The sequence below is a fragment of the Exiguobacterium sp. E4787 genome (genome assembly GCF_018618375.1).
In the GTDB taxonomy this organism is placed as follows: Bacteria; Bacillota; Bacilli; order Exiguobacteriales; family Exiguobacteriaceae; genus Exiguobacterium; species Exiguobacterium chiriqhucha.
Window position 1 is genome coordinate 1 of record NZ_JACSLY010000019.1, and the last position, 24,901, is coordinate 24,901.

The window sequence follows — 24,901 nt, forward strand, 5'->3', positions numbered from 1 at the left end:
GGTCGGTGACGGTGAACTCGCGGATGCGCTAGCCAAGATCAACGGGCGACCGAGAAAGTGCCTGGACTGGAAAACCGCACACGAGGCCTTCACCGAGGAAGTGTTGCGCTTAATTTGACAAACCGTCTTATAAAAAAACACCATTCGACCGAATGGTGTTCCAGATTGTAGACAAAGTCACGTTTCAGTTCGCCTGAAACGTGACTTTGTCTACAATCTGAGCGGATTTCATTTTACTGAAATCCGCTTTATTTTATTCAGCTATTTTTAAATACCTACTAACTTAGTTGTTTTCTATTTGCTGATCCAAGTTTTGCTCGATGTATTCTTTGCCCCATTCGTACATGGAATCAAGAATTGGAATAAGGCTTCTTCCTTGTTCGGTAAGTGAGTACTCCACTTTCGGCGGAACCACAGGGTATACTTCCCGGTGGACAATCAAATGATCTTCAAGTTCACGCAATTGATTCACGAGCATCCGTTGCGTGATGCCTGGCATAAGACTTTTTAATTCCCCAAAACGTTTAGTTCCTTCTTTTCCTAAATGCCATAGCACTAGCATTTTCCACTTTCCTCCGATGATGGAAAGTGTCAGCTCTTTTTCACAATTAAAAACTTTCTCTCCTAAATTAGGCATCTATTTTCTTTCCTTCCTTGTTATATTTCTATCGTATACTTTTCGATACTATGTGATAAAAAAGTCAGTACTATAATTAATGTAACTTACTAATTATACTAGATATAGAATGGTTAGTAAATTTTTTTAGCATTGGAATAATGTCTTTGCAATTGTGGGCGATAATGCAATAAAAACAGAAAAGAGGATAAAAAATGATACGAATTGGCAGAGTGGGTACTAATTGGATTACAGAAAGATTGCTTGAAGCGGCAAAAGAGATTGAGAATTTTAAATTAGCAGCCGTTTATTCCCGAACGTTGGAAAGAGCAGAGGAATTTGCCAGTCAATAAGGAATAACAAAAAAATTTACTGACTTGGAAGAAATGGCAGTCAGCGATGAAATCGATGCGGTTTATATTGCCACACCCAACTCATTCCATGCTGACCAAGCCGTCTTGTTTTAAAAAAAACTCCAAACATGTATTATGTGAAAAACCGATGGCTGCCAATGCAGCAGAAGCAGCGAAAATGATTCAAGAAGCGAAAGATCATAATGTGCTGCTTATGGAAGCGATGAAATCTACGTTGCTTCCAAACTTTAAGGTCATTCAAAATAATCTGCACAAAATCGGCCCTATCCGCAGATACTTTGCTAGCTATTGCCAGTACTCATCGCGTTATGATGCATACAAAAAAGGAACAGTATTAAATGTATTTAATCCAAATTTTGCGAATGGTTCATTGATGGATCTGGGCACCTACTGTTTATACCCGCTCACTTTACTGTTCGGCGAGCCAAAAGAAATAAAGGCCACAGGTCTTATCCTGGATTGCGGCATAGATGGCGAAGGAAGTGTCCTATTGAAATATGATGACAAAGATGCGGTTATCATTTATTCAAAAATCACAAATTCCACTTTACCAAGCGAAATCCAAGGGGAAAAAGGAATTATGGTGATTGATAAAATACATTCAGCCGAAAAAGTGGACATTCATTACAACGATGGCACTGTTGAATCAGTGACAGTAGGACAACCTCAGCCCGCTATGTATTATGAAGTGAAAGAGTTTATCGATTTAATCAGCCAAAAGAAAACGGAGTCACTTGTTAATTCGTTTGAAAACTCCTATACCACCATGTGCGTAATGGATAAAGTCCGCCAAGAAATCGGCCTGTCCTATCCAAGTGATTCCAAGTAAACGGTCTTCAATTGATCAGGCCGTCGGAAGCGAATCAGAATTTTTTTCTTCTATATAATTGGAAGTATTCACTGGCTCTAAAATAAACTTTTCTAATACGTGAAGCACCCCTTCTTCATTGTTCGTAAAGGTCGTATAATCAGCCATAGCTTTCACTTCCTTTACGGCATTTCCCATTGCTATACCGAGACCGGCTGTCTCAATAAGTTCGATGTCATTATAGTTGTCACCAATACCGATTATTTCTGAACGGTCTATACCAAGTTTTTTCGCTAAGCATAATAGGGCACTACCTTTGTTTGCCTCGGGATGGGTGATTTCAAGGTAGTGTTTTTTTGATTTTGCGATGTGAGCATACTTGCCGAATAAGGTTTGCAATTCATTTTGTAAGTAATCGAGGACGATTGGTTCTTCGATAAAAAGTAGTTTTGTCACGCCTTTTTGGGCAAGCTTGATGAGATTGGGCTCTATCCGATAGGGCACTTTAACTGCTTCAGAATAAGCAATCAGCTTGTCATTTTCTACGGCACTGTAGAGAATATCATCTTGGTATATTTGTAGATGTAATTTTTTCTCACGAGAAATTTCGATTAACTTTTGTGCAATATCGGGAGGAACAGTGCGCTCATATATTACTTCTTTTTCATTAACATCCTTGATCAATGCACCTTGATAAGTGATGAGCGGTACATTTATACCCAACTGCAGGGCAATGAGTTTCGCAGAGGAAAACATGCGGCCCGTAGCAATCGTAACAATTGTCCCCGCTTCCACCGCTTTTTTAATAGCGGTTACTGTATTTGGTGAAATCATTAAATCGTCTGTGAGCAATGTCCCATCGAGATCGATCGCGACCAATTTATACATAGGCTCTCTCCTTACAATTATGTTTTATCTTTCATGGAAAAATGATTGAAACAGAAAAATTCAACTTAATCCTTCAAACAACAATACTCGCGCAGGTGAAGCCTCCGTACCTACTAATTTCAAAGGCGCGGCAACCATAAAGTATTGTCCTTGCTCCACTTCCTTCAATCTAAGGCCCTCTATGATGATGATGTCATTTGCAAATAAGGTTTTATGCGTCGGATGCCCTTCTTGGCTTCTTTCAATTCCAAGCGCATCTATTCCAACCCCGCGAATCCCTAACTCAGCAAGATAGCTTGCTCCATCTTTTGCCAGATAGACAAAATCAGAATTAAACTTTTCCTGAAACGAGTTTTTCGTTTTTAATAAAATAAAATCTCCTTTTTGAAGCTTGAATCCTTCTAAGTCCGTTTTTGAAATTCCGTTCTTTACTGCCGTCAAATCGAGAACTTGACAAGGCCCTACAAGACTGTCCAGCGGAAGCGATTCGAATGTCTCTCCATCCACATTCATATGAAGCGGCGCATCGATATGCGTTCCGGTGTGCACATCCAGATCCAGCCGCGTTTCCGTAACATAGCCGTTTGTCTGCTGATTGATTTTTGGCTGTTTTTCCGGTTTGTCCTTGTAAACGGTCATGCCTTCATAGATCGCCCCTGTTACATCATACATTTTCATGTAATCCAACCCTCCATTAGTAATATTGTCTTCAATGATACCTTCACCTTCGCATGCCATTTATACAGTTGTCCAATGAAAATACTTTGGTGCAAAAAAGTTCAAGCTTGATAAACAATTAGAAATAAGCTTGAGCTTAAAAAATCTTAAACTCAAGCTTATTCGTTGTTCTATTCTAAATTCGCATGTCTGCCATACATGACATCGGATTTGAGTCCCTTTTTATCCATGAATCTCAAAATCACCGCGTCATAAAACACAAGAAGCGACTGTTCAAACAATGATCCCATCGGTTGAATCGATTTGCCACTAGTGCCCTCCCCTTTTGCTTGTGCCGGTATTTCAATTCGAATATCCGCCAGTTTGCCTATTGTAGACTCAGGGTTTGTAGTAACAGCCACTATGGTTGCACCGATGCTTTTGGCTTTCTTCGTCATGGCTGCGAGGCTTTGGGTCTCCCCGGAACCAGAACCGACAATGAAAATATCATCGACTTCCAGGTTCGGTGTCACCGTTTCTCCAACCACATACGCATCCAGGCCTACGTGCATCATACGCATCACAAATGCCTTAGCCATAAAGCCGGATCGGCCCCCGCCTGCCACAAATATTTTCTTTGCACGCAGGATGCCGTCCACTGCCTTTTCGGCTTCCTCATCATCAATGAGAGCAGTGGTCCGCTTCAATTCAGCCAGTATTTCGTCTGTATAGCCCGCCGTGTTCATATTACGCCGTGACACTTTCTTTCATCATCTTTTGAATTTTTTCCGCTTCCGCGCCCTTGTTCTCTTTGCTTGTAATTCCACCGCCGACAATGATTAAATCCGGTTGTGCTTTAATGACTTCCGGCAATGTCTCCAGTTTGATGCCGCCTGCAATAGCAGTTTTGGCATTTTTTACGACGCTTTTGATTGTACGAAGATCTTCGAACGAATCTTTCCCTTCCGCTTGCAGATCGTAGCCTGTGTGGACACAGATATAATCCGCGCCAAGTTCATCAAGCTCTGCGGCCCGTGTTTTGATATCTTTTACGGCGATCATATCCACCAGGATTTTCTTACCTTGTTTTTTCGCTTCTTCAACTGCGCCCTTGATGGATGAGTCTTCTGCCTGAGCAAGAATCGTAACAATATCTGCTCCTGCAGCAGCAGCATTTGATACTTCATAAGCTGCAGCGTCCATAATTTTCACATCTGCAAGAACTTCCAGGTTAGGGAAAGCTGCTTTTATTTCTGCGACAGCTTTAAGACCTTCTTTATTGATGACTGGCGTCCCGATTTCAACGATGTCGATAAACGCCTCTACTTCTTTAACCACTTCGATTGCTTGTGGAATGTTTACTAAGTCTAAAGCTAATTGTAATTTCATGTGTCATTCTCCTTGTTGTCGTATTTTTGATTCTGACTTAGTGTAAAACCTACAAGCATTGTTGTGAAGTACGCACTTTAATTTCACATACTGACAAAAAGTATACTGTCGGCGGCTATCACAATGGTAATCTGTTTAATTTCATATATATGCATTTATTTCTTAATGTATCTGATTAACTTTATAGTTCTATTAAGACCGCTTTAAGATAATCCAATTACTTTTTCCTTTTCACTAAACACTCAACACGACTTATCCAGTTTGAAAATCAATTACTTGTTTCTTATCCGAATGAGCTATTGTAACTTTTTTGCAATAGATTACTTTCGATAATGGGATTTAACCTTTGTTATTTCTCCCTCAAAAAATCCTAAATTCCTTAACTTCTAAAAAATATTTCATGATAGAGATATTTTGTATATCAGATAAGTTTTTAAGAACCGGATCCCTGGTGAATTTCCTCCTCTTTCCCTTGCTACAGTATACTTTTTGTAAGTATATGTTTATAAAGTGCTTACTTACATAAAAAACTTTGAGTCATTATACTAAAACCTGTTGCGATTATCAGTCATGCCAGAGACACATGATTTTAAGAGTAGGAGGTTTTAACATATGCACACCGAGAATCTGCTTGAAGAATTTAATTTTCAAAATGATTTATTTGAATTTAAACAAGAACGGCCCCTGCAAAACATGACATTTGTCTTGTTCGGAGCAACAGGAGATTTAGCACAACGCAAGTTATTTCCTGCTCTGTACAATCTATACCTGGACGGGAAGTTACCTGAAACCATCTCCGTTGTCAGTACCGGCAGAGACTATTGTTCGGATGAAACCTTTCAGTATAAAGTGGAAAAAGCACTTTACGCATATTCCAGAAGGTCCATTCACGCTTCATCTTTGCCAGCTTTTTTAGAGAAATTTCGGTATTGCAGCTTTGATGCGACAGAAAAAGAGTCTTACTACAAACTGCGCGAACTTATTGAAAACAGGGAAAACGAGTTGGGTATTCCTCAAAATCGGCTGTTTTACTTGTCTGTGGCCCCCAGCTTAATTGATATTATCACGTCCCACCTTAGTAAAAGCGGAATCAGTCAAAACAACGGGTGGAAACGCCTCATTGTTGAAAAACCGTTTGGAAACAGCCTAAAAACAGCCAGAAAATTAAATGAGAATTTGAGCAACGTTTTCCGTGAAGAGGAGATCTACCGAATTGATCACTACCTAGGGAAACCTATGGTACAAAAACTAAGAACCTTGATCTTGGCGAATCCGATCTTGGAATCTTTGTTGAATCATAAACAAATTTCAAATGTCCAAATTACAGCAAGTGAGACTGTAGGTGTAGAAAACCGGGCTGATTATTATGATAAGGCAGGAGCCATCCGGGATATGGTTCAAAACCACCTTCTTCAGTTGGTCACAATGACAGCTGTCTATCTTTCGGATAACTTCATGGAAAATAAGGGCCGGGTGAAAAAGACAGACATTATTGCCTCTCTCCAACCCATCCGGAAAGAAAAAGCATACCAAAGCGTTGTCCGCGGCCAGTATGGTCCGGGAGAGGTTCAGGGCAACCCCGTCATTGGCTACAAAGAGGAGCCGGGGGTTAATGATTCCTCAACGAATGATACTTTTTTTGCAGCTCGCCTTTCTATCGAACACCCCTCATGGAATGGAATCCCCTTTTATATACGAACAGGAAAACGGATGAATCAGAAGTCGACACAAATTGTCATTGAATTCGAGAACAAGGTGATGGATTTAAATACACAGTTAGGAAGCTCTCCAAATTTAATGATTCTTGAAATTAGTCCAAATGAAAGCATTTCGTTGCGCGTAAATTTAAAAGATCCATCCAGCACTGGATACAAACCTGTTTGGATTGATTTCTCAACCAGCTCAGAAAATCAGCCGGAAGCATATGAACTTCTGCTCTATGATGCACTGCGCGGCGATTCAACGTTCTTTGCCGATTGGAGAGAAGTGGAACTATCATGGAAGTGGATTCAACCACTATTAGAAGCTTACCAAGAGGAGTTATTGCCTTTATATTCTTATCCAGCCGGTTCAACAGGTCCAGAAATGGCAAATGAGTTATTGCTGACGGATCAATCGAAGTGGTGGTAAAAAATAGTTCATTCAAAAGGAGAGAGATTACATGCCCGTTTCGTTTGATTTCACCAATGTATTATCGTTTATAACGAATAGCGAGTTTGAAAATATTAGCGAATTTGTCAAACAAGCGCATAACCAACTTCACCAGCAGACAGGACCGGGTTCTGACTACTTGGGGTGGATCGACTGGCCGATTAACTATGATAAAGAAGAGTTTCTCCAGGTGAAACTGGCTGCCGAAAGAATTCAGCAACAGTCAGATGCGCTGATTGTGATTGGCATCGGCGGCTCTTATCTAGGCTCCAAGGCAGCAATAGAAGCCTTATCACATACATTCCATAACCAAGTTAAAGGGAATACGGAAGTTTATTTTGCTGGACATAACATTAGCCCAACTTATATCACACATTTGCTTCAGCTACTGGAAGGGAAAGACATTTCCATCAATGTGATCTCCAAGTCCGGCACAACCACTGAACCCGCTTTAGCCTTCCGGATCTTCCGTACCCTTTTGGAAAAAAAGTATGGAAAAGAAGAAGCTAGAAATCGAATTTATGTCACAACCGACCGGAGCAAAGGCGCGCTTCGGAATCTTGCAGTTGAAGAAGGATACGAAACATTTGTCATTCCTGATAATATCGGAGGACGATACTCCGTTTTGACTCCAGTCGGTTTACTTCCGATGGCTGTAGCCGGGCTTAATATCGACCAAGTGATGCAGGGGGCAAAAGCTGCTTACCACAAATACAACAATCCCGTACTCGCTACAAACGAAAGCTACCAATATGCTGCAGTAAGGAATATTTTTTATAATAAAGGAAAATCGATTGAACTGTTTGTAAGCTACGAGCCTGGCCTGCTTTCTACAGCAGAATGGTGGAAACAACTTTTCGGGGAAAGTGAAGGGAAAGATGAAAAAGGACTCTTCCCCGCTTCTGTCAATTTCTCCACTGATTTACATTCAATGGGGCAGTATGTGCAGGAAGGGCATCGTCTATTCTTTGAAACAGTTTTGCAAGTGAAGAAACCTTCCCTCGATCTTGTCATACAAGAAGATCCAGCCAATATGGATGGGTTGAACTTCTTAGCAGGAAAAACAATGGATGAAGTGAACAAAAAAGCGGCACTTGGAACTTCCCTTGCTCATGTCGATGGAGGTGTGCCGAATCTGGTCATTGAGCTAGACGAACTCAATGAATTCACCTTTGGCGAAATGATTTATTTCTTCGAAAAAGCCTGCGCGATCAGCGGCACTTTACTCGGTGTCAATCCATTTGACCAACCAGGAGTAGAGGCATATAAAACCAATATGTTTGCATTGCTTGGCAAAGAAGGATTTGAAAAAGAAAGAGAAAAGCTGGAAAATCGGCTGTTGCCGTCTGGCAACTCACAAAACGATGAGGTGAAAATACAATGAAGCAGCAAATTGGAGTCATCGGTTTAGGGGTAATGGGAAAAAACTTAGCCCTGAACATGGAGAGTAAAGGTTATTCTGTATCTGTCTATGATTATTGGACAGACCGAATCGACGAATTAGCTGAAAAAGAAGCACAAGGAAAAAAGATTTTGGGAGCATACAGTGTTGAAGAGTTTGTCCTTTCATTGGAAACCCCCCGCAAAATCTTGTTGATGGTGAAATCTGGAGACACGACGGATTCGGTCATTGAATCCCTCCTTCCCCACCTTCAATCAGGGGACATTCTATTAGACGGAGGAAATTCGTTTTTTGAAGACACGAATAGGCGAACAGCAAAATTACAAGAAGCAGGCTTGCACTTTCTAGGCGCCGGAATTTCCGGCGGAGAAGAAGGTGCCCGCAACGGTCCTTCCATCATGCCCGGTGGACCGAAAGAAGCATATGAACAAGTCAAACCTATTCTGGAAGCAATTTCGGCAAAAGTAGATGACACTCCTTGCAGTGCCTATATGGGTCCTGATGGAGCTGGCCATTATGTAAAAATGGTTCATAATGGCATTGAATACGGCGATATGCAATTGATATCCGAAGCCTATTTCATCATGAAACACGCGCTTGGCCTTTCTGTCCTAGAAATGTCCACTATATTCTCGGATTGGAACAAAGGGGAGCTTGACAGTTACCTTGTCGAAATTACCGCCGATATTTTGAACAAGTGGGATGAAGATACCGGGAAGCCGCTTGTTGATCAGATTTTGGATGTGGCCGGACAGAAAGGGACTGGGAAATGGACAAGCCAAAACGCGTTGGATTTAGGTGTTTCCCTTCCAATCGTCACAGAGTCCGTTTTCGCAAGGTTTATTTCCTCGGTCAAGGAAGAACGGGTCGCGGCAAGCAAAATTCTGCAAGGCCCTGAACCGAAAAAACAGGCAGGCGACTCCCAAGAAATGATTGAAGCCATCCGCAAAGCCTTATACATGAGTAAGATTTGCTCGTATGCCCAAGGTTTTGCCCAAATGCGTGCGGCATCTGAAGAGTATGGCTGGAATATTCCTTACGGGGACGTTGCCATGATCTTCCGTGGAGGATGCATCATCCGGGCGCAATTCCTGCAAAAGATCAAAGAAGCATTTGACGGCAATCCCGAACTGCCTAACTTATTAATTGATCCATATTTCCAGGAGATTATAGGGGAGTATCAGCATTCTCTACGAAAAGTGCTGACGCTGGCCATTCAGCAAGGAATTCCGACGCCCGCTTTTTCAAGCGCATTGGCTTACTATGACAGCTATCGCTCTGAGACATTGCCAGCCAATTTAATCCAGGCACAGCGGGATTACTTTGGTGCCCATACGTACCAGCGTGTAGACAAAGAAGGTTTCTTCCACACCGAGTGGCAAGTAAAATAACCAGAAACAATAAGTATGTAGAAGCTTGTTAGAACATCACGTAATCAGACTGAAAGGCCTGTTGGAAAAAGAAAGTTTTCCAGCGGGCTTTTTTGAATACATTGCAGCCTCCATGCTCATTGACGCCTTCTCCAATAGATTTTAATTGTCGATAAACAATTATCTGGAATCTGGATCCTTCAGGAAAATCATCTTTTTATGTTTGAAACTTTAACTCTATGAAAAAATTCTACCGTTAAAAGGGGCGGAATCCCTAAAAGAACCAATCTGCTAAAGGGTATGCTATTTTGATTATTTTTAAGTTGATAAACTACCGCAGATCTAAAATGATAGCACTCGCTCGATGCATTCTTACAAGAGCAAGCGAACCGGTAAATTCGGATCGAGTAGGAGGGAGCGATTAACTCCCGACCTCTCACACCACCGTACGTACCGTTCGGTATACGGCGGTTCAATTAAGATATATGACGCAAAGTTTCATAACGTGCTATCAAACTTTTGAGCCCTTGGGAACTCCAGTAGGAGTTTCCGAGGGCTCTATGCAATACCGGACTATTTGAAATTCGCCTGGCTCATGGGAGAGTTCAAGACACGCGATGATGTCGTCAAACTGTTCATCGCCCGTGCCAAAGAGATTTCGGAGACCAATCACTCTTATCAGGCGACCACTCTATTGGCCATCTACTCTGCGAAAGTGTTCGCCCGGCCAGAACTCGCCGCAAGTAGTGAGTCCGCTTTCTTCTTGCATCTTCTGTCACAAGTGAATGACAACGACCTTCGCCATTTTGAACTCATCTATGACCACGCGGCTGCTCTCGAGCATAAATTTACTCCACTTTACGCTTGTGACGCCTATTATCAATCAATCGGTAATCCAGTCTTTCAACAACTTCCCCCTCAAGAACGGGAGGCTGCTCTCTTGGCGAGGCGACGACCCGGAATTCGTCTCGTTTTACACGAACGAGTACAGACAAGCTGACATTCCTGGGTGTGTTGATGCAGCGTTCGTTCAGTTATGGAAGCATCGGACATACTCAAATCTCATTGAACCCATATAGCAATACGTTAAAAGAACTGTTAGAAGAGTCCCGGTTGTTAGGAGATTCTTTGAGGCGTTCATCGAGCCCTTCGTAACCTCAATTCCGTACCGCCTAGTCTCGATAAGTACGCCTCATGATCAATCTAGAGTTTTTGTATACAGAGTACTTGACATATGGTCATGTCTAATCAAAATTGATGATAACACTTTGAGATGTATACATTTCGACGTCGAAATGGATTAGGCTTGTCAGCAATGCCTCGTCTTGTGTTTACGTAGTAAATACGCGAAAATGGAAGTGAGATGAATGTGAGTCCATATGCATTCAAACGAGAAATCTATCAAATGGTAAAGTGGTGAATGCTGTGCAGTCTAATGAAACCAAAGTGACCTCTTTTCGAGTCTCCCAAGAGGTAAAAGAACATATCCAGCGATTGTCGGAACAGCGGCAACTGTCGACAAATCAATTGTTTGAAGAACTGATCACCTTGGCTGATAAACAGGTGCCAGACCCATTGATCAGTGAGGAGAACGATGCTCTCCAGGCGGCATTGAATCAGGTGCTGGCCCTTTTCAATGAACGAGCCACGCGGCTCGAGCTTCAAACAAAGGAACACGAACGGATCCGTTCGCGCTATCAAAAGACGATTCATGACCTTGAGCAAAGTATCATCATAGAGTCGGAACAGCTTAAAGAGGACTATGAGCGTCAAGTCGCGGCACACGAACAGGAATTACTACCACTTCAACATCAAGTGGAGCTCCTGTTCGCCGAGAAACAGAACGCTCAGGACGCCCTCGAGACCGAACGTGCTTCTTTCAAAGAAGAACTCAAGGCCCAGAAGAAGTTGGTCTTTAATTTAGAAGAAGACGTCAAGAAGCTCGAGCTAGAGCGCAGCCAGCTCAATCGTCAAAACCAGAACCTGATGGACACGCTGGACGAGTTGAAATCACGGACGCGACGAAGCGACCAACTCGAAGAGGAGAACCAAAAACTTCACTTGGAAGTACAACTCCTCCGTCGTGAAAAAGAGGCATTCGAGAACCGGTTACAGGAACAAGTCGAGCTCGCGGTCCTGCGGGAGCGGAACACCCAACAAAATAAACAATGATACGAAAAGGGTACTAGACTGAGTCAACCAGTGACTGAATCTAGTACCCTTATGTTTATTACAAAGAAAGTATTTAACGGTTTGAAGAAATCGCCTGATCCATGTTCCATGATTTGACCAAAAAAGCTCCATTTATACGTAGAATCATAACCTCATGAGAGTATAAAAATGACTCGACTTGGTCCAATTAAGATTTCACCCGCAATCCACGCTTCTTGAATCGATTACGCTTTTCTTCTAATTTCACTTTCATATCTACCGAGAACGTACTTTCAGGAGTGTTGTAGGCGCGCCGTGCTGCCATACTAAGCATTTTAGCCACATCCTCCGCCCGGTCGTCCTGTAAATCAAGCAGTGAAGATCGAACATACTGGCGAGCCATTTCTCGGTCACGTAGCGATTCAGGGACCGATACATGACGACTTAATGCCAGAGCCAATTGAGCCGTCTCTAAGCGATAGCTTGTCCCACCTGCCTGCATACGATTCAGTTCATCCGCTAGCTCGCTTTGCAGAAGTACATGATTACTGTCCGTCATCGGTCACCCTCCTCTACTCTTCTTTTGATTTATTATATACCCTTTTCCTGAAAAATTCGACTCAAGTCGTGCACGTTACAAAATGGATCGTCCCACGTCATGTTCGCTTTATATTCCTCTACAAGTTCGAGAAGTTTGTCTTTATCGCAAAGTTCCAATAGGTTCGTCTTTTCGAGATCCTCTAAGTCCTTTTGGCGAGAGGAGAAGATCTTGGTACATGCTAATAGTTCAATGTCAGGGACATACACATCAATCGCCTCGAATAGACCTTCGATCTTATGACGGAATTCATTTTCTCTAAAGTCTTCACGGGGTGGGAACTGAATGACCCCTTCGACAATTTCAATTTCATATTCATGAAGTGCCTCTTTTAATTCAGGTGTCACAACGCCCTCCGTCACGCGAATGTCAATATCTCGCGTCGGACGATACTCGGCATCTTTATTCATCATTTCAATGAAGAGAAGGATCCCCGAGGCGCCAACCACAACAAACTCGACTTCGATGTTTCTTGAGGCGCAAAACGTATCAAGCACGAGCAAGGTATCGATGATACTTTCCGCGTCCTTGTATTGATTAGAGTAAGTCATGTATGTCCCTCCTGATGAAAATGACCCACTCTGATTCGGTATGTTAAGAATCTTCGTGGGCCATGATGTATTTCGCTTCTCTCAATTTAATTCGTATTTAAATAGGCACTGAGAGCCCGCCGGATAATCTCATCTTCTGACACATGTTCTTTTTGCGCGGCTTGCGTTAATCCGACGTATAAAGGATCTGTCAGATCAGCAAAGCGAATCTGTACACGCATGGGTTTCACAGATTTAGTTTCGACTTCGAGCACGCGTTGTTCCTGACGTTCGATCAACATCCGTTTCACTTCACGGAGTTCTTCACGTGTCATCTCGTACACCGTCTTGTCTCCTGAAGCTGTGTAGTACTTCTTATTCTCGAGTAGCGCGAGCTTCGGATCTTCTGGCCACGACAACAACTCAGCAAGCTTCGTTGCACTGAAATCTTGCTCGAGCGTCTTCTCTAAGATGTTCGGACCAAACGTATTCCAAAATGAGACAAATCGATTCACTTGAGAATGTGACATGCCAATTTTGGCTAAGAAGTCTTTCCAATTACCTTCTTCTTGTTTGAACTCTTTCTTCGTTTCAGGATCACGGAACAGACTATTTGCGTGTGCGAGAATACGACATTTTTCGACAAAACTCGTCGCTTGAATCGCATCGATGTGGTTATAATACTGAACGATTCCATCCATGTCCTCGGGCAGCTTCTTCGTAATGATACGTGACAATCCCGTCGCTGGGAGGGCCTGATAAGGGTTCGACACGGTCGTCGTCGCGGAGAATTCTTTCACAGCCTCGACTTGTTCCGTACGGCTATCCGTCGCTTGTTGATTCTGATTCACCGGAAGGTTGGCACTAAATGTAGAAATTTTCGGTATATGTTTCTTTCGGTTGCGTGTCATAACGAAAGGACCTCCTGAGCAAGTTGTAGATAAGCGTCGGTTGCTGGGCTCTTGTGATCAATGACGGGACGAGACTCTCGCTGTAGTGTCTGAACCTTCACCGCGTAAGGTATCGTCGTCAAAACCGGAATACCTACTTCTTTTCCGAGTTCTTCAAGTTCCTCGACTGTCGTGACATCCCCTTTTGAGCGGGCGCTCACCATCGTTGGGATAAAAGCAGCGATATGGATGTCTTCCCGGAAGCGTTTCATCTCTTCCAATTCTTCAGGTGCAGAGTAGACGGCATCCATCGAGAACTTCTGCATCTGGACAGGCATCACAATCCGGTCCTGCGCGACAAGTGCGCAGCGAGCGTATGGGTTGAGCGCCGAAGTCGATCCTGGACAGTCAATCAAACAGATATCAAACAATTCGTCGATTTTGGCAAGTTCTTCGCTGAGGCGATACTCATACCCAATCTGGCTTGTCAGGTCACTCGGGGAAGCTGAGCGTCTCGTCGGGACAAGATAGACCGTTCCCGTCTCATACTCGCACGTCACGATCACCTGTTCGATTGGTGTATAGAATGGATCATTCTCTTCAAGCAGGCAATCGAGTAAGACCTTGCCTTCATAATCGTTTGTCAGACCGAGCCCATTCGTCGAAGACGCCTGGTCATCCGCGTCGATGACGAGGACACGTAATCCGTCACGAGCATAAGCATGAGCCAAATTGATGGTCGTCGTCGACTTCCCGACGCCGCCCTTTCGATTGTACAATGCGATTTTTTTCATGATTTGTCTCCTCGCTTCTCGTCTGTGACGTCGATGATATTGTCGTTCACGGTCCGCTCGATGATTTCCGTCAACAGTTCACTCACACTCCGATTCTGGGCATGCGCATACTGTTGGAACTGATCGGACAGATCGGACGGGATTCGTGCCGAAAGGACGGCAGATGGTTTCTTCGTTTTTTGAAACGGGCTGACCTTAACCTGTGGTACAGGTTCACGGGTCTTACGGGCCGCACGAATCTGTTTGACCGTTAATTCGTCAACACCTCGAGACTCGCCGTCGATATAGAGTCCCTGTTCGACGACTTCTTCAACGTTGTCGAGATACATCAGTTCGAACAGCTTGGAAGCCGGGAGGCTCGAGAGTGATGCTTCGAGCGGATGTAACGTCTCATAGGCTTTAACATACCGGGATGCAAGCGAACTCGACATAGAGACAGCCTCGAGGAACCCCATCCATTCTTTTTTGTCATGCATCTCAGAACGAGCGATGACGAGCCGCTTCCCGATCTCGAATACTGAAATCGTTTGAACTTTTGAGAGCTCATTGATCTCATGAACAAGGTCTTCGACTTCTTTAGAGACCGGAAGTTTTTGGACGAGCGCGCTGATATTCGTCAAACCGCTCTGATACGGGTGCTGCTCACTCGGTTTGATTTTATAAATATTGCGGTTCCGTGCCTTCATGACGTCTCACCTGCCTGTCGAACGACTTGCTTGGCCAATAGTCGAAACGGTTCAGCGAGCATCTTCGATTCCTTGGAGCGGTACTGGATGACACTTTTCCCACTATCGGCAGCTTTCTCGATGAAGGTGGATCGTTTGACCATCGGAAGGATCTCTATTGCCTCTTCCTTCGCTATGGCTTCCATTGCTTCATAGTATTCTTTATCTGCCTTTAACGAAGCATCCATGGCGACGGGAAGAATACCCGTGATGACAAGTTCTGGATTATAGAATTTTTTCACTTTTTGAACAGTACGGACCGTACTCGCGAGTTGATCGAACACGAGCTTCTTCGGCATGAATGGGATGACCGTCATATTTGATGTCGAAAGCACAACTTTTGAGAGTTCATTGATCGATGGAACCGAATCTAGGATAATCCAATCAAACTCATCCTTGAGCGGTGCAATCATGTCCTTTAATAGAAAGAGCTTATCTTGCTCGGAGATCAGATTGATTAACCTCGCATTTCGTTCATTCGAGGGGAGAAGACTCACGTGATACGTTTCATCATCAAACAGGACTTCTCGGATATCGAGATTCCGTGTATGTACATCAAACATCGTCATGTACTTGATCGTGTCGGATTCTTTTAACATCAACTTACTGAGCGAGCCTTGGGGATCCAAATCAATGATGAGGACTCGTTGCGCCAGCTCACCCAATGCGTAAGCCATATTCAAAGAACAGGTCGTCTTGCCTGACCCACCTTTCGATATGTAAAACGTGAGTATGTTCATCTTCTCTCCCCTTTCTCTTTCATATCATGTCACAATCTTATTTTCCTTACAACATAAAAACGAGTATAAACCGAATAAATATCAATTTAATTTGTATACACTAAAAATAAGTCGTTGTATACGATGTTTACTAGCCGATAGATCATGTATACGTTTCGACGTCGAATTGTATACATTTGTTTATGAGTAGCCTTGTCAGAAATTGATTGAACAAGAACAGATTGGATGCCTAAATCTCTTAAAGAAGAAATACATTATATAGTTGGATCTGACTTTAAATAATAGAAGAAGATATACAAACCGTATTCTTCTGAGTTTAAGAAATATAAATAGATTATAGAGAGTTAAATAAAGATTAATAGAATTAGAAAAGGTAGAGCACTTCCAAACCTAGTCATACCAGTCACTCTGACAGTTTATGTGAAAAGAGAAACTTCAATGAGAGTACTGTTTCTTTCATCAAGGCTTTTTTTCTTTCAATAAAGATTTGAGATTTAAGAAACAAAAGATAATTTACTTCGATGAATACTTGATTAAGTGGTTAGTCGTTTTGATTTTTTTCCTAAAAGTAAAAATAGGACAGTCGATACCCATTGACTGTCTAAGGGTACAGTTGCGAATAACACACAGACAGAAACCACCTGCAAAAATGAGTCGTTTTCATATATATTTTCAAAAAAGTGCACGACTAAAAGACCATCATAGGATAGCCATTTTTGCCTGGGTCTCTTTTAGTTGTTGATGGAGATAGAAAATCGGTTCCTCAAAGAACAGTTTATGGGTACTCGAGTGGACCAAGTTCTCACGGTGATGAAGGAATGCTTGTTTTAACTCTTCGATGACCTGTTTGATCGTCTCGGCCCCGAATGTATCGCTCATCGAGAAAAGTGAGTCACGGGTGACCTTGAGTGCGTCAAAGTCGAAGAACTCCCCTACTCGCTTACGCAACTCGAACCAAAGGAGCTGAATCTCAGAGCGGTCTTTCTCTTTGATTTGCTTACTGTCTTGCGCAGCCGATAGCTTGACTTCAAGTAAGAGCGGTCGTGTCACGTCTTGGACGCGTTTCTTGAGCGAGATATTCTGTTTGACCATGTTCAAGAAACGCTTACTGTCCTCGACAAGCGAGACCTGAAGGAATGTAAGATCAGACATCATCTTTTGGATGGCGAGTTTATGGCCACAGTATTTAGGGAGAAATCCTTTGATCTCATCGTAGGTCAGGATGGCCTGTTTATTTGACTGGACATGAACATCTTTTTCGACCTGGACGATTGTCCGTAGCGCGAGTCGTAACGTATTTACGTTATCGAGTGCGATCAGTTCGGACAAGAGACCGTGCCAAACAGACGTATACCCGGTCTTCGAAACGACCGTAGCACCGTCTACAAACAAGTCGCGATAGTTTTCAAGGTAATCCGTCAATTGGATTGAAATCACTCCTGGGAAGTGACGGACGACCGTCATAAGACCATTTTGTTCGAAGGTCTTCAAGTTGTTATGTAGGGAGCGGATGGACGTGCATGCAAAATCCGCAAGCGTGTTGTCTTCTGCAAATTCAATCTTCCCTTGGTCATCAGCGTAGGCGAGAATGGAGAGAATATGACGGATCCGGGACTTGGTCCATTTGAAGGCCGTGAAACAGGCTGGGATGTTATAGTGATGTTGCTCGTAGCGATAGTGATCTGCGCGCTTCGTCCAACGCGTCAATCCGCTCATCGCGACCAATAGCTTGTTTGCGACCAAAATATGCCGATTCGTCTCCATCATCTCTCGTACACCTCCCCTATCCTAAAATATGCTAGTTTCAGTATCTTGTTCTTTCTAAGTGGTGTCAAAGTGCGGTTTCGGTACGACGATTTGCGACCAAATTTAAAAAAGTGTTGGTGTTGAGCCATTATCACAGGGGAAATAGGTGTCGTTTCAGTACGACGGTTTGCGACCAAATTAAGAGGAACGGCTTAATCAAGCCATTTTGAGCTTATTCAGAGTAGAATTTTCATCATAAAAGAGCAGAAAATGTCGTTTCAGTACGATGGTTTGCGACCAAATTGATGAAAGTGTCGTTTCGGTACGACGGTTTGCGACCAAAACCATCAAAAATGTCGTTTCAGTACGACGGTTTGCGACTATTTTTAAGAAATGGCAACTTAAAATTATTTAAAAAACTCATCAAAAAAGTGAAAGATGTCGTTTCAGTACGATGATTTACGACCGAAACAGCAAAAATGTCGTTTCGGTACGATGATTTGCGACCAAATTGATAGAGGTGTCGTTTCAGTACGACGATTCGCGACCAAATTCAGCGATAATGTTGTTTCAGTACGATGTTTTACGACCAAGTTGAATGTATAAGAATGATTTGTTGTCGATTTTATCTACCAAACGATATATAGGTGTCATTTCAGTACGATTGACTTCATACCACAGTGCTAGGAAATGGGTTGTTAATAAGAAAGATATATGTGGTCTTAAAAATCTGATGTGACGTGAGTGGATCATCGCTGGTATTGAATCCGTTTCCTAGCATTAAGGAGAAGAAAATACATGAATGTTCCATGTGAAACAGTGGCTGAATGACCAATACATAAGAAAAGAAGCCCATTTGTAAAAAGGCTTCTTCTGAGCAGTTGCTTCTATTAAAGGAGTAATGTGTCTGTATGGTTCAATAACTCCCATGATTCGAGCGGATAGAACGTGAAGAAATAGTAATCGCCAGAGCGGTGCCAGTCTTTCAAGATGAACTCATGTTCTTTGATGCGGTCAAGGTTTGCCTCAAGTTCTAGTAAGTTCTCTGACTTACGCGATTTATTGAAGCGAATCGAGTAAGTAAATTGACGCCAATGTCGGCGGACCGGACTTTGTTCCCCTGTCTGGATAGCAGCCATTCGTTCCTTTTGAAGTACGAACGCTAAGTGATAAGCGAAGCTCCCCTTCAACTGTTCAATCTGTTCCCCATAGATACTGACGATTTGCTGCTTGAGCAGGTCATCATAGACTTCCTCGGTCACGGTGACGATCACCTGACTGTCTGCAAGTGTCGTCGCATTCTTGATTGTAACGGAAGAGAAGAGTCCGCGGATAAAGAAGTCCCCTTCATCGTTGTGTCCCGCGACACGGTAGTAGCCGAGCTTCATCAGTCGCTTCGTAGTAAGGTCGTAGCTTTTCCCGCTCTTGTTGGCATAGAGTTTTTCAACAAGCTGGACCAACGGGAAGATGATTTTACGACTCGTCTGGAAGGAGATATCACGGTATGACAAAATCTCGGTGAAGGCCTCGAAGTCTTTGGAGTCGAGATCAGGCACTTTACCATTCAACTCTTGAATGAACTCTTTACTGACCAAGACGGAAAGATTTTGCGGAACTCCTTCTTTGTATTTCGGAATAACTGAGTCATAGTTCAGAAGCTCCAGGTTGAGCTGCGTCGCATCGTTAAGCTTCTCATCGAGTTGATCGGTCTTGTTCTTGATACGGTCAGACATCCCAAAAAATGGTATGTCGACAGCGAGCGTCGGTGAATGATGCGCTACCCGCTGCGTCGAATCAATCTCTTTTGCTACTTCTCCTAAAATCATAAGAACATCCGTTTTCAATGTGGAGGTCTTTTGATTCACGGTTTTTTGAGACCAATAAGGATACGTATGAATCAGTTGGTTCGGATCCTCGGCCCACTCCTGAATTTCGGTGATGCAGAGATTCATGTAGTCCTCAATTGTTTTCACGTGAAACTCTTTATAGAGACCCTCGGGACCCGCGACTTTTACATAAGCTGAGATCATGTCATGTTTGGCCCGAAGCTCTTTATTATACCCACGCGTCTCCTGATAATTACGAACGGCCGTTTTAACCCATCGACGTTTCAACTTCATGAAGGAATAATAGCGAATCTTCTTATAAGCACTCTCAATGTTTTCAAGCGCATAATGTTCTTGATAGAGCGATGCGACGAATACATTGATGTCAAAAATAGATACACTATGGAGGATCTCCTCCATACCATGCTGCTTAATCGTATTAACCGCTTGAGAAATAATGAGTTGTTGCGAGCGGCTGTTGGAGGATGAATGATTCTCCATGTTAATCACCTCTTCTTTTAAATATAACATACAAAAGAAAATCGAACTAAATATTATTATTTCAAATACCGTAGAAATGTATATTTTCCTATTTTCATTTTCGCAGTGAATATGCTACTTAGATTTTAAGCGATGAATTCCATCTCATCACCTTTGTACTCAAATTTTTCTTCATTCCGGAGTTGGCCGGAGCAAGAAAGTGTATATGTTTTTGAACTGAAAAAGTTAATTCCCATCTTTCTTAGTTTTCAATTTAAATTACTTTGTACTCCGAATTATTTTTTATATTATGGTAGTGTTATCAAAATAGGTGGCTTCTTTTAGACATACTTGATATGCTCCCCGATAGGTAGACAGATGAAATAACAAATCTGTCTACCTATCGGGGAGTGTTTTTTTATGGCGAGAAGTCGGCATTCGATCGAACAAAAACTGAGCGCATTACGTATGATGGAAGAAGAAACATATACATGGAAGGAAATCATGGAGACTCATAAGGTCTCTAAGCATGCCCTCCGGATTTGGAAAGTGAAATTCGATACCGGCGGGGTCGACGCGTTGAAGGAATCGAAGACATGGAAACTGTACACCAAGGAACAGAAAATCGCTGCCGTCCGTGACTATCTCGACGGGGTCACCACGGTGGAAGTCCTATCCAGACATCAAATCAGTGATTGGTCTGTTCTTCGGAGATGGATTAAGAAGTATACTGGTCATAGCGAGTTAACAGATTTGAGAAAAGGGATGGACCGAGCTATGGAAAAAGGGAGAAAGATCACATTCGAGGAACGCATGGAGATTGTCAGGGATTGCCTGGACAATGGACGGAACTATCAACGGACGGCCGAGGTATTCGCCGTGTCGTACCAACAGGTCTATGGCTGGACGAAAAAATATGACGCCGACGGCGTACACGGGCTCGAGGACCGGCGCGGACGGACGAAGCAAGAAGAGGAACTGACCAACGAGGAGAAGCTCGAACGTCGCATCCAACAGATCGAGCGGAGAGGTTGATCAGCCAAATCCGGCTACAATTACGTTATATGGTCATCGAGGAAATGTCGACGACCGATACGTTTCCGGTCGTGCTCCTGTGTGAAATCGCGCAGGTCTCACGGGCCGCCTATTACAAATGGTTGAAGCGTAAAGTCTCGGTACGCGAGGAGGAGAACCTAAGCCTACTGGAGGACATCCGCCTCCTCTATGACCAGGTGAACGAGACCTACGGCTATCGCCGGATCACCATGACGGTCAACCGCAGACGACGTCATCATGGCCTGCCGGCATACAACGAGAAGCACATCTATCGTCTCATGCGCATCCATGAGATCCGTTCGGTCATCCGCCAGAAGCGAAAACGGTACAAAAAGTCGTCACCGAGTTCAAATATGGCGCCGGGAAGAAGGCGTATCTGAGCGCGATCATCGACCTCTATGACGGCTCAATCGTCGCCTATCGCATCGGGAAATCAAACAACAACGCGCTCGTCTTCCAGACGATGATGCCAGCCATCACGGGGCTCCGCACAGGAGCGCGTCCGATGATCCATAGCGCCAATATACCTCGAGAGGGTTCAAACGCATGGTGGAAGACGCGGGACTGACCCACAGCATGTCCCAGGTCGGACGTTGTCTCGACAACGCCCCAATCGAGGGCTCTTGGGGCACCCTGAAAGTCGAGATGTACTACCTGCGTGAGTTCCAGGCCTATAGCGAACTCACATCGGCCATCGAGACCTACATATCATTCTATAACCATGATCGTCTCCAGAAACGACTAAACGGCTTGAGCCCTGTCGAATACAGGGCTCAAGCCGTTTAGTCCGGTTTTCATTATTTGCCCTGTCTACTTGACGAGGAGCAGTTCAACTTTGGATGGCTTTTTGCTTTCATAATTTTGGCGTGAACTCCTAGAATTTAGACCTTCATCAAACGTTCTATAGGGATATTCAATAATAATTTCTTCTTTCAAATTGGATACTTGATTAAAAACTAGACTTTTCTCAAGAATCTCCAATGATTTAAATTTCAGTATTTCATTATTGTATTAATCTTTTGAAAAAAATAGTTGAGAGTAGTTATTGGAGGATGATTGGTTCTATATTTAATATCCTGTTCTAGTAATGAATAGATTTTATTTGTATAAGATTCTTATTTTATAATTTGGTTATTACAAAATTATAAAAAGTATGCGCCGGCGCATACTTTTTATAATAAATGAAAATATGAAGTGAAGAGAATATAATAAAAATAAATCCATTTTTTGATGTAAAACGAGTCTAAAAAATGGATTTTATGTTTATAAGGAGAATTTCTAAATGGAAAACTTAATCAGAGCGGTACAAATCGATGAACATCAATTGTTGCAATGTATAAAATATGGATTATGGGGAAGTGAAAAAAATAGAAAATGGCGTCAAAATGATATCTTAATTTTCTTTGTCAAAGATGAATTGGCTGCTAAAGCAAAAGTTGTGGGTACTCATTTTAAAAAAGGGGTCAGTGTTTGGAGTGATCCCAAATTTGATAAGTTGATCGAAATACAATTTGAATCATACATCACTAGAGAGAATAGAGAAATAGGAAAAGAAAAATATCTAATTGAGGCGAGTCATAATAAAAATATTGATTCATATCTATTGGCTTCAAAACCCATTGAAAGTAAATTAGCAATAAGCAATATTAAAGTGGACCCCATTGTCAAGACACTAATTTTATAATAATAAGGTGAAAACAGTCATTCTTCTTGTCCTTGTCCCATCTTGCAGACCCAACCTTTCCTATGCCAGGTTCTGTCAAGGGCGTATTTTCCCTTGACAGGTCCTGGGATGGGAAAGATAATTGCTCCGAGATGGCAACGATAATATGACTTTATTTAGGAAGCTTGGAAGCAAGGACGTCAATATTTTCAATCACTGGTGGCTCTACGAAAAGTTCAGGAGCTTTCTCCATCAATGCCGCAGCCACTTGACCAGAAAGGTGTGCTTGACGACCTGTGTCGTCCGGGAATGCGTCAAAGATTCCGAATGTCGTAGGTCCAAGTCGGATTGCAAACCATGCAATCGTTTCTGACTCCTCCTGAACCACAGGTAGGGCCCCACGTAGGAAGCTTTCAACTTCCGCTTCTTTTCCAGGTTTTGCTTCAAGTCGAACCAATAGCGCTACATTAACCATTTTTCTATCTCCTCCTCAAATTAGAAATTTCATCCATATGTGAGAACTATAATTCTATTTTACCTTTAATATATACACATTAAAAATATATTGTTCAGTTATATCAAACTACTTAAACGTTTAATTTTATGAATAATTACTCCGGTTTAAATACGACTTTAATATTATTATCTCGTTTTTCATCAAATACTTTATAAGCCTCATCGGCTTTTTCTAAAGGAAAAGTATGTGTGATAATTTCAGTAGGATCAAATACTTCATCTTTAATCATTTCATATAATTTAGGCATTAAATGAATAACTGGTGCCTGACCAGTTGTTAAACGAACATTTCTATTAAATATTAAATCAAGTGGAAAGTTATCAGCTGGTGTACCATAAATTCCAGTCAGTTGAATTGTACCAAATTTACGGACTGATTCAGCGGCTGTAATAATCGGACTAATTGTTCCTCTTTGTTGAGATGTTTTTGAAAGTTTTGGTTCTGGACTTGATTGTGCGCCATCAAAACCAACACAGTCAATAACTACATCAGCACCACCACTAGTTTTTTCTTTCAATAACTTACCAATTTCTTTTTCTTTATCGAAATTATAAACTTCAACACCATTGTATTTTTTAGCATGCTCTAGTCTATGTTCGACATTATCGATTGCTATAACACGTTCGGCACCTTTTAGTTTCGCAAATTTTTGTGCCATTAAACCTATAGGACCACATCCTAATACAATAACAGTATCCCCAGCCTTCACACCTGCATGTTCGACACTCCAATAAGCTGTAGGTACTACATCAGATAAAAATAATACTTGTTCATCTTTTAAATCACTATCTGGCACAACAAAAGAAGAAAAATCAGCATATGGAACTCTTAAATATTCAGCTTGACCACCCCAAAAATTCCCATGCATTTTTCCAAATCCAAATAACGCACCGTTATCCATCTTCCAGTTTGCAGGTTCTTCATTAGATTGATCACATTGTGATTCCATTTGGTTATTACAGTAAAAACAATCGCCACAACCAATATTAAAAGGAATAACGACACGATCACCTTTTTTTAGATTCTTAACTTCTTTACCAACTTCTTCAACGATCCCCATTGGTTCATGTCCGATAACAAAATCTTTATCCATAAACATATCGCCTTGATGATATAAATGTAAATCTGATCCACAAATACCTGAAGCAGTAATCTTAATAATTGCGTCAGTTGGTTCAATAATCTTTGGATCTGCAACTTTTTTTACTTTCATTTTCTTTTTACCTTGAAATGTTACAGCCTTCATACACATTACTCCTTTATTATATAATATCTGTATAACACATTATTAATACCCCTAATTTTAAATGATAAAACCTTTATACATATATTATTACCTTTACACAAGATTAAATATTCAACAAACTATTTATTTAATTTTACTTCTTAATTATCGAAAGATTTATCAGCTATGTGAATACCTATTAATTCACTATCTTTATTAAGGATAGGGGCTCATATTGCCCAAATGAAGTATCAGCTTAGTATATCTTCTTATTACATATACTTGCTTTTACTTTACCATCACTA

Annotated in this window: 21 protein-coding genes and 3 pseudogenes; 9 read left to right on the plus strand and 15 right to left on the minus strand. The window is 42.1% G+C overall.

Annotated features, from left to right (window positions below; all coding sequences use genetic code 11):
* Window positions 1–118 (plus strand): annotated as a pseudogene (locus KNP80_RS16070) (IS30 family transposase); the annotation flags it as partial.
* Window positions 119–283: 165 nt separating this feature from the next.
* Here the strand turns inward: KNP80_RS16070 and KNP80_RS14895 are convergent.
* Window positions 284–637, minus strand: a complete 354-nt coding sequence (locus KNP80_RS14895; RefSeq protein ID WP_101190298.1) for a winged helix-turn-helix transcriptional regulator — start codon at window positions 635–637, stop codon at window positions 284–286.
* A gap of 194 nt (window positions 638–831) precedes the next feature.
* Here KNP80_RS14895 and KNP80_RS14900 point away from each other — a divergent pair.
* Window positions 832–1,819 (plus strand): annotated as a pseudogene (locus tag KNP80_RS14900) (Gfo/Idh/MocA family protein).
* Between the two features lie 15 nt (window positions 1,820–1,834).
* Here the strand turns inward: KNP80_RS14900 and KNP80_RS14905 are convergent.
* The 4 genes from KNP80_RS14905 to hxlA all read right to left on the minus strand — a co-directional run bounded on the left by KNP80_RS14905 (window position 1,835) and on the right by hxlA (window position 4,732).
* Window positions 1,835–2,686, minus strand: a complete 852-nt coding sequence (locus tag KNP80_RS14905; RefSeq protein WP_101190296.1) for a Cof-type HAD-IIB family hydrolase — start codon at window positions 2,684–2,686, stop codon at window positions 1,835–1,837.
* Between the two features lie 60 nt (window positions 2,687–2,746).
* The gene (locus tag KNP80_RS14910) at window positions 2,747–3,364 is read right to left on the minus strand and encodes a cyclase family protein (RefSeq protein WP_214835012.1); all 618 of its coding nucleotides are present in this window, start codon (window positions 3,362–3,364) and stop codon (window positions 2,747–2,749) included.
* A gap of 170 nt (window positions 3,365–3,534) precedes the next feature.
* Window positions 3,535–4,089 (minus strand): 6-phospho-3-hexuloisomerase, encoded by a 555-nt coding sequence (gene hxlB / locus KNP80_RS14915; RefSeq protein ID WP_101190294.1) that lies wholly within the window; start codon window positions 4,087–4,089, stop codon window positions 3,535–3,537.
* A gap of 1 nt (window position 4,090) precedes the next feature.
* Window positions 4,091–4,732, minus strand: a complete 642-nt coding sequence (gene hxlA, locus KNP80_RS14920; protein WP_101190293.1) for a 3-hexulose-6-phosphate synthase — start codon at window positions 4,730–4,732, stop codon at window positions 4,091–4,093.
* A gap of 612 nt (window positions 4,733–5,344) precedes the next feature.
* On the opposite strand from hxlA, the gene zwf reads away from it, so the two are divergent.
* From zwf to KNP80_RS14945, 5 genes are all read left to right on the plus strand, one after another.
* On the plus strand, window positions 5,345–6,862 hold the full coding sequence (gene zwf, locus KNP80_RS14925; RefSeq protein ID WP_214756950.1) for a glucose-6-phosphate dehydrogenase: 1,518 nt from the start codon (window positions 5,345–5,347) through the stop codon (window positions 6,860–6,862).
* Between the two features lie 31 nt (window positions 6,863–6,893).
* A complete protein-coding gene (locus KNP80_RS14930) occupies window positions 6,894–8,267 on the plus strand; it encodes a glucose-6-phosphate isomerase (protein ID WP_214754981.1) in 1,374 nt (457 codons plus the stop codon).
* Entirely contained in the window at window positions 8,264–9,676 is a 1,413-nt protein-coding gene (gndA, locus tag KNP80_RS14935; protein ID WP_214835013.1) for an NADP-dependent phosphogluconate dehydrogenase, read from the plus strand. Before KNP80_RS14930 ends, gndA begins: the two co-directional genes overlap by 4 nt.
* A 556-nt stretch (window positions 9,677–10,232) precedes the next feature.
* Window positions 10,233–10,655, plus strand: a complete 423-nt coding sequence (locus tag KNP80_RS14940; protein ID WP_214835014.1) for a hypothetical protein — start codon at window positions 10,233–10,235, stop codon at window positions 10,653–10,655.
* Window positions 10,656–11,080: 425 nt separating this feature from the next.
* Window positions 11,081–11,827 carry a coiled-coil domain-containing protein gene (locus tag KNP80_RS14945; protein WP_214835015.1) on the plus strand — a complete coding sequence of 249 codons (747 nt, stop codon included), beginning with the start codon at window positions 11,081–11,083 and terminating at the stop codon, window positions 11,825–11,827.
* Between the two features lie 187 nt (window positions 11,828–12,014).
* On the opposite strand, the gene KNP80_RS14950 is transcribed toward KNP80_RS14945, so the two are convergent.
* The 8 genes from KNP80_RS14950 to KNP80_RS14985 form a co-directional block, all read right to left on the minus strand.
* On the minus strand, window positions 12,015–12,365 hold the full coding sequence (locus KNP80_RS14950; RefSeq protein WP_138858537.1) for a hypothetical protein: 351 nt from the start codon (window positions 12,363–12,365) through the stop codon (window positions 12,015–12,017).
* Between the two features lie 32 nt (window positions 12,366–12,397).
* The gene (locus KNP80_RS14955) at window positions 12,398–12,955 is read right to left on the minus strand and encodes a DUF6036 family nucleotidyltransferase (RefSeq protein WP_214835016.1); all 558 of its coding nucleotides are present in this window, start codon (window positions 12,953–12,955) and stop codon (window positions 12,398–12,400) included.
* Window positions 12,956–13,041: 86 nt separating this feature from the next.
* A complete protein-coding gene (locus KNP80_RS14960; RefSeq protein WP_214835017.1) occupies window positions 13,042–13,845 on the minus strand; it encodes a hypothetical protein in 804 nt (267 codons plus the stop codon).
* Window positions 13,842–14,618, minus strand: coding sequence for a ParA family protein (locus tag KNP80_RS14965; protein WP_131486066.1), 777 nt, complete (start codon window positions 14,616–14,618; stop codon window positions 13,842–13,844). Before KNP80_RS14965 ends, KNP80_RS14960 begins: the two co-directional genes overlap by 4 nt.
* On the minus strand, window positions 14,615–15,304 hold the full coding sequence (locus KNP80_RS14970; protein WP_214835018.1) for a hypothetical protein: 690 nt from the start codon (window positions 15,302–15,304) through the stop codon (window positions 14,615–14,617). Before KNP80_RS14970 ends, KNP80_RS14965 begins: the two co-directional genes overlap by 4 nt.
* Complete coding sequence (locus tag KNP80_RS14975) at window positions 15,301–16,083, minus strand: ParA family protein (protein ID WP_251132408.1); 783 nt, start codon at window positions 16,081–16,083, stop codon at window positions 15,301–15,303. The genes KNP80_RS14970 and KNP80_RS14975 overlap by 4 nt, the downstream gene beginning before the upstream one ends.
* Window positions 16,084–16,782: 699 nt before the next feature.
* Entirely contained in the window at window positions 16,783–17,850 is a 1,068-nt protein-coding gene (locus KNP80_RS14980) for a hypothetical protein (protein WP_214835020.1), read from the minus strand.
* A gap of 869 nt (window positions 17,851–18,719) precedes the next feature.
* On the minus strand, window positions 18,720–20,156 hold the full coding sequence (locus KNP80_RS14985) for a hypothetical protein (protein ID WP_214835021.1): 1,437 nt from the start codon (window positions 20,154–20,156) through the stop codon (window positions 18,720–18,722).
* A 399-nt stretch (window positions 20,157–20,555) separates the two neighbouring features.
* Here KNP80_RS14985 and KNP80_RS14990 point away from each other — a divergent pair.
* Window positions 20,556–21,977: pseudogene (locus KNP80_RS14990) on the plus strand (helix-turn-helix domain-containing protein).
* A 496-nt stretch (window positions 21,978–22,473) separates the two neighbouring features.
* Complete coding sequence (locus tag KNP80_RS14995; protein WP_214835022.1) at window positions 22,474–22,875, plus strand: hypothetical protein; 402 nt, start codon at window positions 22,474–22,476, stop codon at window positions 22,873–22,875.
* 151 nt (window positions 22,876–23,026) lie between these two features.
* On the opposite strand, the gene KNP80_RS15000 is transcribed toward KNP80_RS14995, so the two are convergent.
* Both KNP80_RS15000 and KNP80_RS15005 read right to left on the minus strand, forming a co-directional pair.
* Window positions 23,027–23,329: a putative quinol monooxygenase gene (locus KNP80_RS15000; protein WP_012655943.1), complete on the minus strand. Its 303-nt coding sequence runs from the start codon at window positions 23,327–23,329 to the stop codon at window positions 23,027–23,029.
* Window positions 23,330–23,465: 136 nt separating this feature from the next.
* Complete coding sequence (locus KNP80_RS15005) at window positions 23,466–24,617, minus strand: alcohol dehydrogenase catalytic domain-containing protein (RefSeq protein ID WP_131472577.1); 1,152 nt, start codon at window positions 24,615–24,617, stop codon at window positions 23,466–23,468.
* Window positions 24,618–24,901 lie beyond the last annotated feature (284 nt).